17 protein-coding genes are annotated in these 17,287 nt (G+C 47.5%); 8 read left to right on the forward strand and 9 right to left on the reverse strand.

Annotation, left to right across the window (positions count from 1 at the left end):
- Positions 1–2 precede the first annotated feature (2 nt).
- The 5 genes from ACFQS8_RS06295 to ACFQS8_RS06315 all read right to left on the reverse strand — a co-directional run bounded on the left by ACFQS8_RS06295 (position 3) and on the right by ACFQS8_RS06315 (position 6,584).
- On the reverse strand, positions 3–1,541 hold the full coding sequence (locus ACFQS8_RS06295) for a sensor histidine kinase (RefSeq protein ID WP_382166412.1): 1,539 nt from the start codon (positions 1,539–1,541) through the stop codon (positions 3–5).
- 34 nt (positions 1,542–1,575) lie between these two features.
- Positions 1,576–3,048 (reverse strand): dihydrolipoyl dehydrogenase family protein, encoded by a 1,473-nt coding sequence (locus ACFQS8_RS06300; RefSeq protein WP_382166413.1) that lies wholly within the window; start codon positions 3,046–3,048, stop codon positions 1,576–1,578.
- A gap of 3 nt (positions 3,049–3,051) precedes the next feature.
- Positions 3,052–3,810, reverse strand: a complete 759-nt coding sequence (locus ACFQS8_RS06305) for a TVP38/TMEM64 family protein (RefSeq protein ID WP_382166414.1) — start codon at positions 3,808–3,810, stop codon at positions 3,052–3,054.
- Position 3,811: 1 nt separating this feature from the next.
- Positions 3,812–4,627: a DUF547 domain-containing protein gene (locus ACFQS8_RS06310; RefSeq protein WP_382166415.1), complete on the reverse strand. Its 816-nt coding sequence runs from the start codon at positions 4,625–4,627 to the stop codon at positions 3,812–3,814.
- A 124-nt stretch (positions 4,628–4,751) separates the two neighbouring features.
- Positions 4,752–6,584, reverse strand: a complete 1,833-nt coding sequence (locus tag ACFQS8_RS06315) for a DUF262 domain-containing protein (RefSeq protein ID WP_382166416.1) — start codon at positions 6,582–6,584, stop codon at positions 4,752–4,754.
- 200 nt (positions 6,585–6,784) lie between these two features.
- Here ACFQS8_RS06315 and rpmH point away from each other — a divergent pair, with 200 nt between their 5' ends.
- From rpmH to dapD, 8 genes are all read left to right on the forward strand, one after another.
- Entirely contained in the window at positions 6,785–6,919 is a 135-nt protein-coding gene (rpmH, locus tag ACFQS8_RS06320) for a 50S ribosomal protein L34 (RefSeq protein ID WP_015826725.1), read from the forward strand.
- 5 nt (positions 6,920–6,924) lie between these two features.
- Positions 6,925–7,452 (forward strand): ribonuclease P protein component, encoded by a 528-nt coding sequence (rnpA, locus tag ACFQS8_RS06325; RefSeq protein WP_382166417.1) that lies wholly within the window; start codon positions 6,925–6,927, stop codon positions 7,450–7,452.
- Between the two features lie 13 nt (positions 7,453–7,465).
- A complete protein-coding gene (gene yidC, locus ACFQS8_RS06330) occupies positions 7,466–9,280 on the forward strand; it encodes a membrane protein insertase YidC (protein WP_382166418.1) in 1,815 nt (604 codons plus the stop codon).
- A gap of 93 nt (positions 9,281–9,373) precedes the next feature.
- Complete coding sequence (gene yihA, locus ACFQS8_RS06335; RefSeq protein WP_382166419.1) at positions 9,374–10,015, forward strand: ribosome biogenesis GTP-binding protein YihA/YsxC; 642 nt, start codon at positions 9,374–9,376, stop codon at positions 10,013–10,015.
- Positions 10,016–10,178: 163 nt separating this feature from the next.
- The gene (gene argB, locus ACFQS8_RS06340) at positions 10,179–11,081 is read left to right on the forward strand and encodes an acetylglutamate kinase (RefSeq protein WP_382166420.1); all 903 of its coding nucleotides are present in this window, start codon (positions 10,179–10,181) and stop codon (positions 11,079–11,081) included.
- Positions 11,056–12,114 (forward strand): DUF1036 domain-containing protein, encoded by a 1,059-nt coding sequence (locus ACFQS8_RS06345; protein ID WP_382166421.1) that lies wholly within the window; start codon positions 11,056–11,058, stop codon positions 12,112–12,114. Before argB ends, ACFQS8_RS06345 begins: the two co-directional genes overlap by 26 nt.
- A gap of 1 nt (position 12,115) precedes the next feature.
- A complete protein-coding gene (locus ACFQS8_RS06350) occupies positions 12,116–12,859 on the forward strand; it encodes a pyrimidine 5'-nucleotidase (protein WP_382166422.1) in 744 nt (247 codons plus the stop codon).
- A 44-nt stretch (positions 12,860–12,903) separates the two neighbouring features.
- A complete protein-coding gene (gene dapD / locus ACFQS8_RS06355) occupies positions 12,904–13,737 on the forward strand; it encodes a 2,3,4,5-tetrahydropyridine-2,6-dicarboxylate N-succinyltransferase (RefSeq protein ID WP_382166423.1) in 834 nt (277 codons plus the stop codon).
- Positions 13,738–13,763: 26 nt separating this feature from the next.
- Here the strand turns inward: dapD and ACFQS8_RS06360 are convergent, their stop codons facing one another.
- From ACFQS8_RS06360 to fmt, 4 genes are all read right to left on the reverse strand, one after another.
- The gene (locus ACFQS8_RS06360) at positions 13,764–14,543 is read right to left on the reverse strand and encodes a transglutaminase-like domain-containing protein (RefSeq protein ID WP_382166424.1); all 780 of its coding nucleotides are present in this window, start codon (positions 14,541–14,543) and stop codon (positions 13,764–13,766) included.
- A gap of 173 nt (positions 14,544–14,716) precedes the next feature.
- Positions 14,717–15,472, reverse strand: a complete 756-nt coding sequence (locus ACFQS8_RS06365) for a class I SAM-dependent methyltransferase (protein ID WP_382166425.1) — start codon at positions 15,470–15,472, stop codon at positions 14,717–14,719.
- Positions 15,473–15,603: 131 nt separating this feature from the next.
- A complete protein-coding gene (gene truA / locus ACFQS8_RS06370; protein WP_382166426.1) occupies positions 15,604–16,347 on the reverse strand; it encodes a tRNA pseudouridine(38-40) synthase TruA in 744 nt (247 codons plus the stop codon).
- 5 nt (positions 16,348–16,352) lie between these two features.
- The gene (gene fmt, locus ACFQS8_RS06375) at positions 16,353–17,285 is read right to left on the reverse strand and encodes a methionyl-tRNA formyltransferase (RefSeq protein WP_382166427.1); all 933 of its coding nucleotides are present in this window, start codon (positions 17,283–17,285) and stop codon (positions 16,353–16,355) included.
- Positions 17,286–17,287 lie beyond the last annotated feature (2 nt).

Consider the following 17,287-nt stretch of genomic DNA (forward strand, 5'->3'; position numbering starts at 1 on the left):
TTCTAGCTGTGAGAACGTCCTAGCAGCACTTCAGGCTTTGGTTTGGCGTGCTGTAGCTTAACAATGAAGACCGCGCCTGCAGCCGTACTCTTATCAAGGCGCACATCTCCGCCCATTGCCTGAGCCAACTCCCGCGTAATAGCGAGACCCAAACCCGTCCCCCCCCGCTTATCCGAAGAAGAAAATGGGCGAAACAATTTGGCTTGCACATGTTCAGGCACACCCGGTCCATTGTCTTCGACCTCAATTTCAAGCCAATCACCAGAAACCTTGCAATCCACCCGAATTAGGCCAGGCTCTCTCATACCTTCAAAATCAGCGATGGCTTGGCCTGCATTTCGCACCAAATTCGCAAGCAATCTGTGCAACATATCTGGATCAGCATGCACAAGCACATCTTCTTCAATCTCATTGAGCCAATCAATTTCAGAAGTCGATGCAAGCCCCTCTAAAAGCGCATCTTCTGCCGCATCCCTTAGTCCAACATACACCATTTGAGCACGCTGCGTTTCAGCCTTACCATAGCGCAAAGTTGCTTCCGCAAGCCCGATAGCTCGCTCAATAGCACGCTCTAGACGCGGGGCAGCAGATTGCACTCGCGGATCGCTTGATCGCATTAAACTTTCAGACGCCAAACGCGCAACTGACAACGAATTTCTTAGGTCATGGCTAATCTTGGCAACCGCTTCACCCAGCTCAGCCAAACGGCGCGTCTGCCGGAAAGCATTAGAAACAGTTTGCTGCATATCGTTGAGCGCATTTTCAGCTTTTCCAATCTCATCTAACCGTTCCGAAGGTTTAAAAGAGACTAGGCGCTCTGGGGCATCCCCAAAATCCACAACTGCTTTCGTAATTCGCATCATCGGCTTCACCACGAGGCGATATAAAGACCACGCAATCAACGCGCCAATAAGCGCTGATAAAAACAGGGATAACAACAAGATATTACAAGCATAATCCAATAAGTCTTCGCGCAACGCCGCCTCCGGCACGAAGATATCCATATACTTATCTTCCATACTGCCAGTCTGTGCGATCACTCTCAAAATGCGACCTTCTTTAGCAGTCGCGTGCTCTACAGTACGAAGAAAGGATGTTAAGCCACTCTCATCCCGCAAATCCATCGTCACAGGGGTAGATGCAATGGGGATCTGCGGACGAAATACCAGCTCCCACATATCGTCATCACCAATGGCCACGGCTAGCAATTGCGTTTCCCGCAGCAACCGCTCACTCAAGCCTTGAGAAACTTTCCGGTCAGGCGCAGCCTCCAAAGCAATAGAAGCAATCTCTGCTGCTTGCACACGATCATACAACCAATCCGTTCTAAACTTAGAGACAGATGGCAAAAAGATAACAAATTCAGCAATCAAAACAAACAAAACCGTCAAGCTCAACAATTGACTTGGCAGCCCCATCTTCAAACGCGGAAGGACAAATCGCTTTTTCCCATAAGGCTTTTGCACGTCAGCTTTAGCTGCGTGATCTAAATCGGTTCCTGCCTCATGAACCGCCCCTTGAGATAAAACACTTTTAGTCACAAATCCCCATTTGCTTTGCCGTCTTCGCGCGCCATTAAGCGATTGATTGTAGAATCTTTACCATGAACTTCGCTTTTTTGCCGAACACAAGCGGCTCATACCATTTTGATGCTGCGCGCTTTAACACTTCAGTACGTGTTGGGTAGGGTGAGATAAAGTTAGTTAAAGCTTTGATTTTCATTCCATTCGACATGGCAAAGCCAGCGAGCTGAATAATATCACCCGCCCCCTCACCAACGATAGAAACGCCTAATACTGTCCCGTTTTTCAACGTGACAATCTTTACGCCACCTTTCGTCTTCTTTTCCGCGATTGCTCGATCATTCTCAGCAAAATGAAAAGCCGACACAGAAACTTTATCACCATATTCCTTACGTGCTTCTGCTTCCATCACCCCCACCTGAGCAATTTCTGGAGAGATGTATGTAACCGCAGGTGTAGGTAGAGAATCTGCTCGTGTTGCGGACTTGAATAATGCATTGCGCACAAATACAGACGCATGCCAGCCAGCTAGGTGTGTAAACTGCCCACGCCCTGCAACATCTCCCAATGCCCATACCCGACCATTGGAAGTAGACCGCAAGTTAGGTTTCGTCTCGATGCCTTTGTGATCAAAATCTACACCGCCCGCTTCTAACGCCAATCCATCAAGCACAGGCGCGCGCCCAGTCGCAACAAGTAGGTGCGATCCAATAACGGCTGAAATTTCTCCATCACTGTTTTGAACTTCAATACGAATACCTTCCGCCGTTTGCGAAACCGCATTCGCAGACGTGCGCTCAAGTAGCGTAACACCTTCTTCGCGCAATGAATCCAGCGCTATTTGCGCATGCTCAGGATCAGCACGATCCAATGCGCGAGCGCGTTCAACAACCGTTACTTTCGATCCTAGACGACGAAATGCCTGCGCCATCTCAATTCCGATTGGGCCACCTCCCAACACAAGCAAATGCTCAGGCAGTTCTTCCAAATCAAAGATCGTTTCATTGGTGTGAAAAGAGACAGAACCCAGCCCCTCAATTGGCGGCACGAGCGCCCGAGACCCCGTTGCAATTACAATACGTTTCGCATCCACTTGCACAGTATCAGATGCAACAACATGCTCGGTAACAAAACGCGCGGCTTCGCGAATGACAGTCACGCCAAGCCCTTCAAACCGCTCAACGCTATCATTTGGTTCAATCGTAGCAATTGCCGATTTCACATGCGCTTTTACCCGTGTCCAATCCACACCAGGATCAGCAGATGTAAGTCCGTATTTATCAGCATCACGAAATGCCTGTGCCTGTCGCGCTGCCGCGATCAACGCTTTAGACGGTACACACCCATAGTTGAGGCAATCGCCTCCCATCTCACCTTTTTCAAACAGCACAACTTTAAGACCAAGCATTGCTGATCCTGCTGCTGCAGATAGGCCACCAGAACCCGCACCAATAACAACGAGGTCAGCTTTCATGCGTTTTTTCTTACCGTTTTCAGACGCAGCCGCCTCGATAGTCGTGCTCATATTCTATTCCTCAGAATTGGGTGTTTCCAGTTTAACAGATTTGGGACCAAACTTTTTCCATGCAACAGGTATCAGGGAAACAACCCCTAGCGCGAGAAAAGCTGGCATCAGATTTTTTGCAAGTCCAGCAAGGTCAGGCGTTTGCCCAGCATCAAAAGTTGCGCCAAGGCCAGCGCCAATCCAAGTGTATGCCACAACTCCGGGAATAATACCCAACATTGTTGTCATCGCATATTGGCTATATTTGGCACCCAACAGAGCCGGCGCAATATTCGCGACCGGATAAGGAACAACCGGCAAAAACCGTAAAGCAAACATATAAGACAGCGCATCTTCTTTGAAGCCAGCTTCCATCTTCTTCACAAATGGTCCTGCACGCTCTTGTAATGTTGTGCCAAGAGATGTTTTCGCTGCAAAAAACAATGCAGATGCACCAAGAGTCGCGCCCACGACAGTCAAAGCACTCCCGCCTGCAAGCCCAAATAAAAAGCCACCCGAAATCGTAATCCAAAGCGCTCCCGGAATCATAAACAGTGTCGCTGCTGCGTATATTGCTAGATAAGCCAGTACCGCCAAAATCAGATTATCAGCTACGAACCCTGTCAGATACTCGCGTTGCGTGCGCAATGTTTCAAGGGACAATACTTTATGCCAACCATTGGCAAAGATAACGACAATAACAATCGCTATTAAATATAGCGGCCATAAACGCACCAGAATGTGTGGCGACTTCTTTGTTATATTTGGTGAGATATCACTCATTTTATTCGCCTTTTTCTTTAACGTCATTGAGCGACCAATCATACCTGTATGATTTGATCATAGTCTCAGCAGATAAATGTGACACTAATTCAGGAGAGGCAAATTTCATGAAATGCATAATTTCTCCAACCTGAGACCCGCCAAAGTCTTCACTAAACCAGTCATAAATCTTTGAAACAACTAAACGTCCATCCTCTCTTACGCTCACTCCGCGCGGATGGTTGATATAATTGCTAGCTGCTTGGTTTAAATCCACATCCAAGCTTTGCGCTTCCCACGCTTTTTTCAGTAAATTTGGGCACCCAAGCGAGGCACAATTGACAGCATAGTGTACACGCGGATCATTCCATTTTTTACGTAATATACCGTGTTCAATATCATCAAGGCTAAGGTCTTTACCCTGCACTTTCACAATATCTTTTTTCCACGGGCCACGTTGAATGAAATTACCTCCAATGTCGCGGATAGATTTTACAGGATATTTCTCTGTCACAAGCTGAATAGTCAGCGCATTGTATAGATTGGCCCACGCTGCAAACTGCTCATCATCCGTACCTGACTTAAAAACATCGCTTACAGCGAGCTGTTGGATATATTTATCCAATTTCTGTAAATCATTCGGATTTTGCTTTAAACGCGCGTAATCAAACCGATTAATGCCATCTTGGTTTACTTGAACATACGCCTGCAAAATTTCAGTCCATGCGCCATGCTGCTCGACACGAACATCTTGCACAACAGGCTCCTGTGCGAGAGCCCCCTGCAAAGGGAAAGCAAGACTTACTGCAACTAAAACTGACATTGCGAAGCTACGCATACTCATTGATCCTTCTAATTAAGAGATCAACAAATAGCAGACTTCATTCAAAAAATATCCTCACATCCCTATCAGCGCCTCTAACAAGCGCGTGATCAGATGTGAGAACATCCTTATACTTTACTTAGGCGTCTACGTCCCAAGCAAGTTGTTCAATTGCAAATTCACGCATCCGCTCAGACCGAGCCACAATATCTTGAGGTCGCCATTTATTGAGCTGCGCCACTTCTGCAGACATCGCAAATGGCTTTGGCATGTCTCGGTAAAACTGAACTTTTTCAGCAAAATCACCTGACCCCGCCTTATTGTTTGTTTCCTTATCTATAAGGATAAGATTGCCCAACATGTTGCACAAACCTAAACGCGCATCCGGGTCTGGAAAATCAATGGCCCATTGTTTTGCATCTGGAGAAGGTGATGTTGGCATAACGTGCTCTACAGTCCCCCCTGCTACGTAATCAGGCAGCGCTTCACGTGTCCAATGCAGGCTTTCTAACCAACGCAAAAACGCGACACGTGCTTCATAATCATCAAATCCTGTAGAAAGCTGACGTAATGCACGATCCTTCTGGGTCGGCTTCAAACGCAATGCTCCATATGTCAGAGACATACAATTGCGAGACTTCCCATCGCTTGTCAGCCCTTCAGACTGCTCAATAGAACGACGAATGATTGCGTGACGCGCCTTCGCTCCCAATCCAGCCAGAGAAATCGCCATCGCGCGACGATGAAAGTCCGCAAAACGATTTTCTACAGCATCCATGCGCCGTTTATTGTTTTCTTTCTTTGCCTGCTGATACACAAACAAGAAATGCAGCGCCAAAGGCTTCCATTCGTTCCAATTCTGCAACCCAAGTCGCCATAAATCTCCCCCGAATGGATCTTGCTGTGGATCAAACAATGCCGTTTTCATTTCACGCCATGCTTTAGACAGCCCTTCGAGACGATCCATCCATTCCAAAATGGCAAACCCAGGCCGCGCCTCCGCTAGATAATCTCCAAACTCAACAAGATGCGTCGGCCCCTGTTGCTCACGGCGCTCTATATAATCTACGGCGCTCATAAAGGTTTCAAGGTCGGGTGTCGTCGCAATACGATCCCACGCGTCTTTAACTTGACGTGCACGCTCATCATTGCCTGCAATATCCATCAAGACACCCTTTAGGATATCCACTGATGAAAGTGCCACACCGCGCTGATTGGATGTCACAAATGCCTGACGGGCAAGGCGCATATCCGCAATTTGAATCGCCACGACACGCACACGCGTCATCAAGAACTCAGCAAATGATGTTAATTCTGTTGCGCTCATATCTTGAGTTAGTCGACGAAACTCTCGAATTGCGCGGGTCACACGCCCACGCGGCGTATCTGATTCAAGATTACGACGTGGCTTGATGCTCTCTCCACGCTTTTGCGCCAGCTCCGCAAGCCAACGCGCTGTTCCCGTTTCTTTGTGGCTCTTAGCCGGATAAGTCAGCCGATACCCACATTCAGGATCTTCCACAAATGTGTGCAGCCAATCACCCCACTCCTTAGACACTTGAGATACGCGGTCACGCAAAACAGACAATAATATTGTCAAACTGGTCAAACGCTGAAGCCCGTCATAAACTTCACTTATTCCGCTAACGGGCGGCGCAAGATACATGGGGCCAAGCAAATAAGCATTTGGTGGACCTTCAATCACGGCATCAATTTCCGGAGCTACCCCAGACAAATCCCCCGCCGCCAATTCTTCTGGCGTTAACTCTGGTAAGCTAAGATCTTCTTCTTCCGCACTTCCTTGGTAATGCGCTGAAAATACGCGATATATATCCTCAAACAACGCGACGCAGTTAGCAGCTTCCCACTTAAAGTCACGCTGAATGCTCGCAGGTTGAAATAATCTTTTCCCGATTAAAGATCCTATTGTTTCAACACGTGTTGCAATATCATTTGTTGGTTGAGCGACCATAAACGCAAGACATCCCTAATTAATTCCCCAGCCATCCGGTTTTGCACTATCTACTATACAAGGTAAACTACAGAAAGCTATCAAGACGCATATTGCCTGCCTAATGATCAAACTTTTGGCAAAAACCTCTTGACTTCCACCACCCCAGCCTATAGCAACCGCACCTTCTTATTGAGATTTTTATTTAGAGGGCGTGAGCCGTGAAACGTACATTTCAACCGAGCAACCTCGTTCGCAAACGCCGCCACGGCTTCCGCTCGCGGATGGCTACGGCAAACGGTCAGAAAGTATTGGCCCGTCGTCGTGCTAAAGGCCGGAAGAAGCTATCGGCTTAAGGCTGATGGCGTCTGAGGCGCTGAACGAGACTATCATAAACCGCGTCGAGCGCTTACGCGTTCGGCGCGCGTTTTTATTTGTGGCACAAGGATATGCTGAGCGCAGACGTTCTGTCGTCGTGCAAGCAAGAGTACGTCCCCCTGCTTCTCCACCAGAAGCCACTGATTCCTCAATAAACAATTCCGTCAAAACTTTATCACATCCCACAAAGTCTGATCATTTTGCAGGCGCAGGATTTACTGCGACAAAAAAAATAGGTGGCGCAGTCGTGCGAAACCGCGCAAAACGGCGACTTCGTGAGGCTTCTACCCAATTGATGCACAAACATGCACTTGCGGGAGTGGATTATGTATTTATAGCAAGACGGGATACAACGACGCGTGAATGGCCCGCACTGCTTGACGATATGGAAAGCGCATTGATAAGCCTGCGTCAGAAAATTTTATCAGGTGCTCCACCTGACCCGAAACCAGATCGTTACCGCTCACCGCGCAAAGGCAAACGCGCTGTCAGCCAAAAGAACAAGAAGTAGAGAGCCCGCAACTATGCAGCAACAGCCACAAGACCAAAAAAGTTTTTTGATTGGGATAGGCCTCGTCCTCTGTGTGATGGCGATTTCTCAAATCTTTATCTGGGGCCCTCAACAAGAGGCACGCCAAAAAGCAGCGCAAGAAGCTCAAGCTCTCCAAGCTAGCCAAGCACCTGCAAATAGTGCTGACACGCTAGGCGGCTCATCCTCCAACGCAACGCTTGTTGATCGTACAGAACTTCTTTCAAACTCAAACGCCGGTGGACGCGTCACCTTTGATGCTCCTGGCGTTGACGGATCAATCTCTCTAAAGGGTGCACGCCTAGATGATTTATCAATGAAGCGTCACTTTGAAGACCTTGAAGATAAAGAAGAAGTTCACCTCCTTTCCCCACAAGGGGCCAAAGGCGCATATTACGCAGCACTTGGTTGGCGCGGTGATGCTGATCGTCTTCCCGGCGTCAGCACGGAATGGACCCAAATTGGCGGCACAACATTAACGCCAACAACTCCAATCACATTGGGATATGAAACGGCACAATTGACATTCAGACGTCATATCGAAGTCGATGACAATTATATGTTCACCTACACAGATACAGTGTCCAACAAAAGCGGCGAAACGCTCTCTATTCGTCCTTTTGGTATTATGCGCCAATTTGGTATGCCCGATGACTGGAAACCTTTCTACATTCTACACGAAGGCGCTGTTGGAATGGCTGGGAACAAGCTCCAGCTTCAAAAATACAAAAACCTAGATAAAGGCAAAAACCTTTCATATTCATCCCAAGGTGGATGGATTGGTCTTACTCAGAAATACTGGATGACAGCGTTCATTCCTGCCCAATCAGAAGCTATTAATGTCCAGTCTAAGGTTGTGATGGATGGGCTTCGTCCAACTTATGTCGCCTCAATCGAAGGTGCAGACCACGCTCTTCCACCAAATGGTAGCTTCACATATTCTCAGCGTATTTTTGCAGGTGCAAAACGCGTAAAAGTTCTTGAAGCTTACGAAAAAGGTGAAACAGGCCAAGAAGCAATTCCTCGCTTCACGGACGCTGTGGACTGGGGTAATTTCTGGTTCTTCACAAAGCCATTCTTCTGGTTCCTAAACATCTTTAACGGTTGGTTTGGTAACTTTGGTCTCGCTATTCTTGCGCTCACAGTTATCGTAAAACTGGCATTCTTCCCTATTCAGAATAAAGCCTACGCATCGATGGCGAAAATGCGTAAACTTGCCCCTGAAATGGAAGCTCTAAAAAAGAAGTTTGGAGACGACAGACAGCGCCTCCAGCAAGAAACAATGGAGCTATACAAACGCGAGAAGGCAAACCCATTCTCTGGATGTTTACCGCTCATCCCGCAAATGTTTGTATTCTACGGCCTCTACAAGACACTCTTTGTTACCCTAGAAATGCGCCATGAACCTTTCTTTGGCTGGATCAAAGACTTGTCCGCGCCAGACCCAACATCCTTCTTAAATTTGTTTGGTCTCTTGCCATTTGACCCAAGCAATATCCCACTTCTTGGTGCAGTCGCCATTGGTGTCTTGCCGCTAATGTATGGTTTCACAATGTGGCTCCTACAAAACCTTTCGCCACCACCACCAGACCCAAGCCAGCGCATGATGATGCAGTTCTTGCCAATCGTATTCACATTCCTATTTGCAGGGTTTGCTGCTGGTCTTGTGATTTACTGGACATGGTCAAACATTCTCTCCATCGCGCAACAATATTACATCATGCGCCAAAACGGTGTAGAAACCCAATTTGACAAATTCCTTAAGTCTAAATTTGGCAAAGGTGACACACCGCCTGCCAATTCTGATTAAGCGTCTAAAACTAGACGAAACTTTCAAAACATACCAAATTGCAACGGGGCCATCTGGCCCCGTTCTCTTATTAAGCCCTGATAGAGCCAAGCCATGACAAGCGATGAATACGACTACCCTGCCGCTCAAATAGAAGATGGACGCAAACTCTTCGCGTCTGAGGTCAATTTCGTCAAAGGTGTCGTAAATATGAAAGGTCTGCCGCCAGCCGATAGACCTGAAATCGCATTTGCCGGACGTTCAAATGTAGGAAAATCTTCCCTTATTAACGCCCTCTTCAATCGCAAACAGCTTGCACGCGCCTCAGGACAACCGGGCCGCACCCAAGAAATCAACTTCTTCTCAATCCTAGAAGACCTCTTTGTCGTTGACCTTCCTGGATATGGGTACGCCGTTGCCCCCAAAGCCGTTGTCGATAAATGGACAGCCTTCACACAAACTTACCTACGTGGACGCACTAATCTTCAGCGTGTTTTCCTTTTGATCGATTCTCGCCGAGGCGTAACTGATGTAGACAAAGGCATTATGAAAACGCTCGATCGCGCAGCAATGAATTATCAAATCGTGCTCACAAAAGCTGATAAACTCAAAAAATCAGAACTTGATGATGTTATGGAAGGGGCAGTTCAAGCTATCAAAAAACACCCTGCCGCTCATCCGCGTATCATGATGACATCTTCAGAAAAGGGTATGGGACTTCCAGAACTTAAAGCGGAAATTGTTGCCCTCATCTAACCAAGTAAACCAATATTGTCCTTTGTTTTTCATACACACCCCTTTTGATCTGAATGTCGTTGTCTACATTCTGACCAAAAATTCCCCCGCCGCCTAAAATTTCTTCACACCATGTGCAAATCCATGCTTTTTTCTAAGCCGCTTTGCCGTTACATAAGTTTACATGACACACCTTGATCCCTCAGAACCCGGCGCTCCAACAGTCAACACGCTGTCTGAAGCACTTCCATTCATTCAGCGCTATGACAAGAAAACGATTGTCATCAAATATGGCGGTCACGCCATGGCTGATATTTCATTGGCTAAAGAATTTGCGCGCGATGTTGTGTTGCTAAAACACATGGGCGTAAACCCTGTTATCGTGCATGGCGGTGGCCCCCAAATCGGTGATGCACTCAAACGCCTCAATGTGACCAGCAAATTTGAAGATGGTCTGCGCGTAACAGACGCCGCCACAATGGAAGTTGTGGAAATGGTCCTCTCTGGCTCAATCAACAAAACTATTGTGCGTGCAATTAATATGGCTGGTGGAAACGCCGTCGGTCTTTCAGGTGCTGACTCAAATCTGATTCTAGCTGAAAAAGCCCATAAAGTACGCAAAGACCCAGATTCCAATATAGAGCGCGTCCTTGATCTAGGATTTGTCGGCGAGCCCGTTCACGTCAATCCAGTCATTTTAGAAACACTCGCTTCTCAGGATACCGATTTCATCCCCGTTGTAGCCCCTGTTGGCTTCGGCGTGAATGGTGAAAGCTACAATATCAATGCAGATACAGCAGCCGGTGCAATTGCCAGCGCTTTAAAAGCAGAACGCCTCTTGCTCTTAACCGATATCAAAGGCGTATTAGATCAAAACAAAGAACTCATCCGCGAGCTAGATGTGGAAACAGCATCAAAGCTCATCGCATCTGGTGTCATAAGTGGTGGTATGATCCCAAAAATTGAAACAGCACTCGCTGCTGTAAAGAATGGTGTGAAAGCATCTGTCATTCTTGATGGTCGCACGCCTCACGCCCTTTTAACGGAGTTGTTCACTGATCATGGTGCTGGAACGCTTATCTCTTAAAGCCCTTCGTATTGCATGTCTCTTTTGTGCGTTTATTGGCGTCAGCCTTCAATTTTCTGATGCACACGCACAATCGCGCTCGCAGGGCTGGCGTTTATGCAATGAAACAAGTTTTATTCTTGAGGCTGCAACAGGCAGACCTGAAGGCAATTCTTCTATCATTGTTGAAGGGTGGACACGGCTACGTCCAGGTGAATGCCGCATCGCAATTGCCGCGCCCTTACGCGAAGCCAATTATTATGTGATGGCGCGCTCCTCATCTGCGCATCATGGCGGACAACGCATGTGGGGCGGCGAAATCCCCTTATGTGTTGACACAACAGGGTCATTTGCCGTCGAAAGCCCAACCTCTTGTACTGCTATGGGCCTTGAAGAGCGCTCATTTCGTGCAGTAAAAATTGAGAACCGCAATAATTGGACGACCCGCCTCACAGAAACAGAACCCTATGGGACAAAACTCGCCCAGAATGCGGGTGTGCAGCGTCTCCTCAAAGATGCTGGCGTCGCCAACACATCCATTGATGGATATGTTGGACGCTCTACGCGGGGTGCTATCGCCGCTTTTCTGAACGCCAATAAACTAAGCAAAGATACTCCTGATGCTACGTTGATAGACATCCTTGAAGAGGTAGCGAACACCCGCTCCCGTCAAGTTGGTATGACAATTTGTAACCGCACACCTAACAAATTATGGGCCGCTATTGGCCGTCGCCGCGGGAATGGCTGGGAGAGCCGTGGTTGGTGGACGTTGGATTCCGATTCATGCGCACGCACCATTGATGAAAGCCTCATTCCAACACCTCACTATGTGTTTGCAGAAATGGAAACAGATGACGGGATGCACCGCTTAAAAGTTGCCAGTCACTTATTCTGCATAGCGCGCTCTAAGTTCGCAATCGTTGGACGTGAAGGCTGTGTTGTACGCGCCTATAAGGAGGCAGAGTTTGTAGAAACTGCGGCCCCGTCAGACGGTAAACTTATTTATGAATTCTTCGAACGAGACTTTGAAGAGGAACCGAGCGAAGACAATTAATATGACCACACCACAAACACCTTCGCTGTCAGTAGATTTTGCCAATGTTCAAAATTGGGTCTTCGATCTAGACAATACGCTCTATCCGGCAGCTTGCGATCTGTTTGCCGAAATTGATCAACGTATGACAGCCTTTGTCATGCGCCAGCTTGATCTGCCCCATGATGAAGCGCGCGCCATTCAAAAAGATTACTATGCCCGCTATGGCACCACACTGCGCGGCATGATGATTGAGCATGGATTAGATCCCACCACATTTATGAACTATGTCCACGACATTGATCATAGCCCCTTAGATGCCGCACCAGACATCAAAGCACAGCTCAGTGCCCTTCCCGGTAAGAAATACATCTATACAAATGGCTCAACCTGCCACGCTGAAAAAGTGTCTCGCTATATGGGCATTGATCACCTGTTCGACGATATGATCTGCATTGCCAAATCCAACTTTCTGCCAAAGCATGAAGATGGAGCTTTTGATCGCTTCATTGAATTAACAGGTGTGGACCCCAAAAAATCCGCGATGTTTGAAGACTTATCCAGAAATTTGATCCCAGCTCACCAGCTTGGCTTCAAGACGGTACTTGTCACATCGCTCAAGGATTGGAGCCACGAACCAGAGGGTGTGCGCCCCGCACACGCAGATGATGCAAAGCCAGTGCACGTACACCACACAACAAATGATCTTCCTCAGTTCTTGATTGATATAGTCGCAAACATTGCGCCCAAAGCTGAAGCAAGCTAACCCCTGCCTCAGATTTTTAATAAACCAGACGAAAGCCAGACCCCATGACTGATATCTCCGCCCTAGAAGTTGCCATCAATGCCGCTTGGGATGCACGCGACACAATCTCAACTGATACACAAGGTGGGATCCGTGATGCGGTGACAACAGCCCTCCTCCTTACAGATCAAGGTGTATTGCGTGCTGCTGAACCAGATGGTCAAGGCGGCTGGAAAGTGAATGAGTGGGTAAAGAAAGCTGTCCTTCTATCATTCCGCCTAAACCCGAATGAAATCATCAAAGGCGGACCAGGTGAAGCAACTTGGTTTGATAAAGTGCCATCAAAATTTGAAGGATGGGGTGAAGCAGAATTTAAACAAGCTGGTTTCCGCGCTGTACCAAATTGTACCGTGCGCCGTGGTTCATATGTCGCCAAAAACACTGTCCTCATGCCATCATTTATCAATATCGGTGCATATGTTGATGAAGGCACAATGGTCGACACATGGGCAACAGTTGGTTCCTGTGCCCAAATCGGTAAGAATGTCCACATCTCAGGTGGAGCCGGTATTGGCGGCGTGCTTGAGCCACTCCAAGCAAGCCCAGTTATCATTGAAGACAATTGCTTCATCGGTGCCCGTGCAGAAGTTGCCGAAGGCGTCATCGTGCGCGAGGGTTCAGTATTAGCAATGGGAACATTCATTTCCCAATCCACAAAAATCGTTGACCGCGCCACAGGTGAATTCACCTATGGTGAAGTACCGCCATACTCAGTTGTCGTTCCTGGTGCTATGCCATCTAAAAACGGCGGCCCATCTTTGGCGTGTGTTGTCATCGTGAAAACAGTTGACGCTAAAACACGCTCAAAAACAGGCGTAAACGAACTGCTACGCGACTAAATACGCACCTTTAATTTGGCGCTGCGCTAAGCGAAAGTCACCTCGACATTTTGCTCAAGCATATCCGCAGCGCCAAATATTGTCATAAAGCTGATATCCGTCGCATCACGCCCAACTGCCATGCGCGCCATATGTTCGATGGGAGCCAATCCTGTTGGATCTACAAGATACCATTCTCCATTCAACCACACTTCCACAACAGCATGAAAATCAGGCGGGCTCACCTCTGGCGCATAAACTGACACCATGCGCGCAGGAACACCGGCGGCACGCGCAAATGCAATCAATAAGTGGGCATAATCTCGACACACACCACGGCGGGCAAAAAACGTATCGGAAGCTGTCGTCGTCTCATTGCTCGACCCAGACGCATACGTCATATTCTGATAAAGCCATTGCGACATAGCCTCAATCTTATCGCCCAGACAATCTTGCTGAAACGTCGCCTGTACAAATGCCGCCATATTATCGGACTCACAATATCGGCTCGCAAACAAATACGGTATCACATAGGGCGGCAAATCTTCATGAAGACTAGCATTTACGCCTGAAGTACGTCTCGCCTGCCTTTGAATATCGACTTCTGCTTGGTAGTGAATTTCCAACACACCAGCAGCCCCTTTAATCCAAGTGCGCCGCCCTAATCCATCGACACCTTCAGCGGTATGCAATGTTGGGCCAGCCGATATGCTTAGCTGATCTTGTATCAGTTTTTGATCCGACATTGGAATAACTTCTACGGCCAGCAAAACATCCGAAGGAGTCGCAAATGAATATTTCAAAGACGTGTTCACATTTATACGCATAAAATATCCCAAATTTTTGCAAAAGACGTTACGCAATATCACGCATCGACCTGCCCTAAGCACTACTCCCAATCCGTGACTTTGTTCCAATTTAATTTGCGCAAAGCACACGAAAAAGCCGAAACAGGTAAAATCCACTTCGGCTCTAAAATATTTGATTGTCGGCTATCTATCTATTTTTCAAATTCAATCAGCACATACCAAGCTAGAAAGCGCACACCCGGCACCAAGAAAATAGCCGAATCCAACAGCTCGCTGGCTCCCAGCGCAAACTTATGAACGGGTGTGTTTCTCAAAGGCGTCGTGCCGATAGTGGTTAGACCGTAAAACTTGGTACTCACGCGACGAAAATGCTTCCGAAAGATTTTCCAATCCGACACAAGCAATGGATGCTCATCTGGTGTGCGTGCTTCGGGTGTCGCATTTCGATACATATTTATCACTGGGTTATGCCCCAATGGCTCCATGAATACTGCGCGTCCATCCTTAGCTAACATTCGGCTAATTTGGCTAATTGATTTGTCCAGATCTAGATGGTGCAAAATCCCGGCACCAAATATGAAATCAAAAGCGCCATCTTCAAACGTTGGCTCTTCCGCATTCATGACTGAAAGCGCAGCGTTCTTATATCCTAGATTATCAATCTTCCCTTGGCCTATCTCCACAGCACTATCGGAAATATCAATACCTTTGATATCAAGCGCTTTGGGAGCGTATTTGGATACGTTTTCTCCATAGCTACAGCCATATTCCAGCGATCGCTTGTCCGCTATAGATGTTTCAATCTGCGCGTAATAATCTTTGAAACAACCTCGAATAGAGTCGTAATACTTATCTTGAACATCACGTGCGTCATGTTCTTCAGCAAACCTTTCATTATGGAATGCTTTCTCACGCGCTATCTTATCTTCAATTATAACTTGTTGCACTAAACCTATCCCCCAATAGTTATCGTGTTGCTTTAATATCTTAGTATTATTATTGTTTTAGCAACACTACCTAAATAATCAGTCAATTATATATGCAATTATTGTGACAAATTACAGAATAACTACCATATTTATTGAGGGTAATCAACTTTCGTCAGGTATAAGCCATCTGGAGGGGCGACTTCACCACACATTTGGCGGTCTTTTGCTTCAAGTATATCTTGCATCCAAGCTACTGACTTGCGCCCTCGACCGATATCTACAAGTGACCCAGTAATAGAGCGCACTTGTCTGTGTAGAAATGATGGTGCTGACACACAAATGCGTATCTCTTGACCATTTCGAATGACATCAATTTTAGATAGAGTTTTGATAGGGCTTTTCGCCTGACACTGCACATCTCGAAATGTCGAGAAATCGTGCAAACCAACAAGTGATTGGGCGGCTTCATGCATCGCATCGCTATCTATCGGGGTATATACCCGCCAAGCATGGCCGCGATCAAAGGTAAGGTTCGCACGGCGATCTATAATGCGATATATATAATGGCGTGCTTCTGCTGAAAATCTAGCATGAAATTCATCACTCACTTCTTCCGCTTCCAAAACAGCAACCGGCTCGCGTTTCATAAAATGGTTCATCGCATCGCGTACACGGTCTGCGGTGAAGTCTTTATTCAAGTCAATATGCGCAACCTGCCCCATGGCATGCACGCCTGCATCCGTACGTCCGGCTCCAAATACGGTTACATCCTCACCTGAGAATTTCTTGATCGCATCTTCCAGCACTTGCTGCACTGACAAGTGTGTTGGCTGTCTCTGCCACCCGACATAGGGTGCACCATCATATTCGATTGTCAGCTTAAAACGAGCCATGAGTATTACGCGAGTATCACGCCTTCCGGTAAATCATTTCCGCGCAAAAAGTCTTCTCCACTCATGGCAGATTTACCAGCGCGCTGAAGCCGCTTTAACCGCACAGCATTTTCGCCACAAGCAATCAGGAGACTATCATCAAGCACTTCTCCCGCATTCCCCGTCCCTGAACTATCGGCAACTTCCAGCACTTTAACTCGCACCGGTCCTTTAGGCGTTTCCATTTCAAACCAAGCACCGGGAAATGGCGATAATCCGTGGATATGCTGGCGCACTTCATTAGCAGATAAAGACCAATCAATTCGCGTTTCTTCATTGGTCAGTTTATGCGCGTATTCAATTCCTTCAGTCGATTGAGGTACAAAAACACCCACACCGCTTTCTAGCTGTGAGATGGCATCTACCAGTAGACTAGCACCCGCCATGCAGAGCGCATCATGCAGGCTACCAGCCGTAGTGCAGGGCGTTACCTCAACCTCTACAGACGCCATCACTGGCCCAGTATCTAGCCCTGCTTCCATCTGCATGATCTGCACACCTGTCACATCATCTCCTGCCATAATTGCACGTTGAATGGGTGCGGCTCCGCGCCAACGCGGCAAAAGACTAGCGTGAGCATTAATGCAGCCTAGTCGCGGTGCATCTAAAACAGCCTGAGGTAAAATCAGGCCATATGCCACAACAACAGCAAGGTCTGCATTTAAATCTGCAAACGCTTTCAATTCTTCTTCTGATTTCAATGATTTAGGGGTGCGAACTTCTATACCCAGCGCCTCTGCAGCGGCATGAACAGGCGTTTTGCGCTCTTCCTTACCCCGCCCTGCACGTCTTGGCGGTTGCGAATACACGCACACCACTTCATGCCCAGCCTCAACAATTGCTTTCAAACAAGGAACGGAGAAATCGGGGGATCCCATAAAAACCAGTTTAAGGCTCATTT

Origin of the sequence: Hirschia litorea (assembly GCF_042665075.1) — a bacterium.
GTDB lineage: Bacteria > Pseudomonadota > Alphaproteobacteria > Caulobacterales > Hyphomonadaceae > Hirschia > Hirschia litorea.

Bases quoted from the DNA above. Each gene is read 5' to 3' on its own strand.
- ACFQS8_RS06300 (WP_382166413.1), bottom strand. From the start codon at position 3,048: ATGAGCACGACTATCGAGGCGGCTGCGTCTGAAAACGGTAAGAAAAAA.
- ACFQS8_RS06305 (WP_382166414.1), bottom strand. From the start codon at position 3,810: ATGAGTGATATCTCACCAAATATAACAAAGAAGTCGCCACACATTCTG.
- ACFQS8_RS06310 (WP_382166415.1), bottom strand. From the start codon at position 4,627: ATGCGTAGCTTCGCAATGTCAGTTTTAGTTGCAGTAAGTCTTGCTTTC.
- ACFQS8_RS06315 (WP_382166416.1), bottom strand. From the start codon at position 6,584: ATGGTCGCTCAACCAACAAATGATATTGCAACACGTGTTGAAACAATA.
- rnpA (WP_382166417.1), top strand. From the start codon at position 6,925: ATGGCGTCTGAGGCGCTGAACGAGACTATCATAAACCGCGTCGAGCGC.
- yidC (WP_382166418.1), top strand. From the start codon at position 7,466: ATGCAGCAACAGCCACAAGACCAAAAAAGTTTTTTGATTGGGATAGGC.
- yihA (WP_382166419.1), top strand. From the start codon at position 9,374: ATGACAAGCGATGAATACGACTACCCTGCCGCTCAAATAGAAGATGGA.
- argB (WP_382166420.1), top strand. From the start codon at position 10,179: ATGACACACCTTGATCCCTCAGAACCCGGCGCTCCAACAGTCAACACG.
- ACFQS8_RS06345 (WP_382166421.1), top strand. From the start codon at position 11,056: ATGGTGCTGGAACGCTTATCTCTTAAAGCCCTTCGTATTGCATGTCTC.
- ACFQS8_RS06350 (WP_382166422.1), top strand. From the start codon at position 12,116: ATGACCACACCACAAACACCTTCGCTGTCAGTAGATTTTGCCAATGTT.
- dapD (WP_382166423.1), top strand. From the start codon at position 12,904: ATGACTGATATCTCCGCCCTAGAAGTTGCCATCAATGCCGCTTGGGAT.
- ACFQS8_RS06360 (WP_382166424.1), bottom strand. From the start codon at position 14,543: ATGCGTATAAATGTGAACACGTCTTTGAAATATTCATTTGCGACTCCT.
- truA (WP_382166426.1), bottom strand. From the start codon at position 16,347: ATGGCTCGTTTTAAGCTGACAATCGAATATGATGGTGCACCCTATGTC.
- fmt (WP_382166427.1), bottom strand. From the start codon at position 17,285: ATGAGCCTTAAACTGGTTTTTATGGGATCCCCCGATTTCTCCGTTCCT.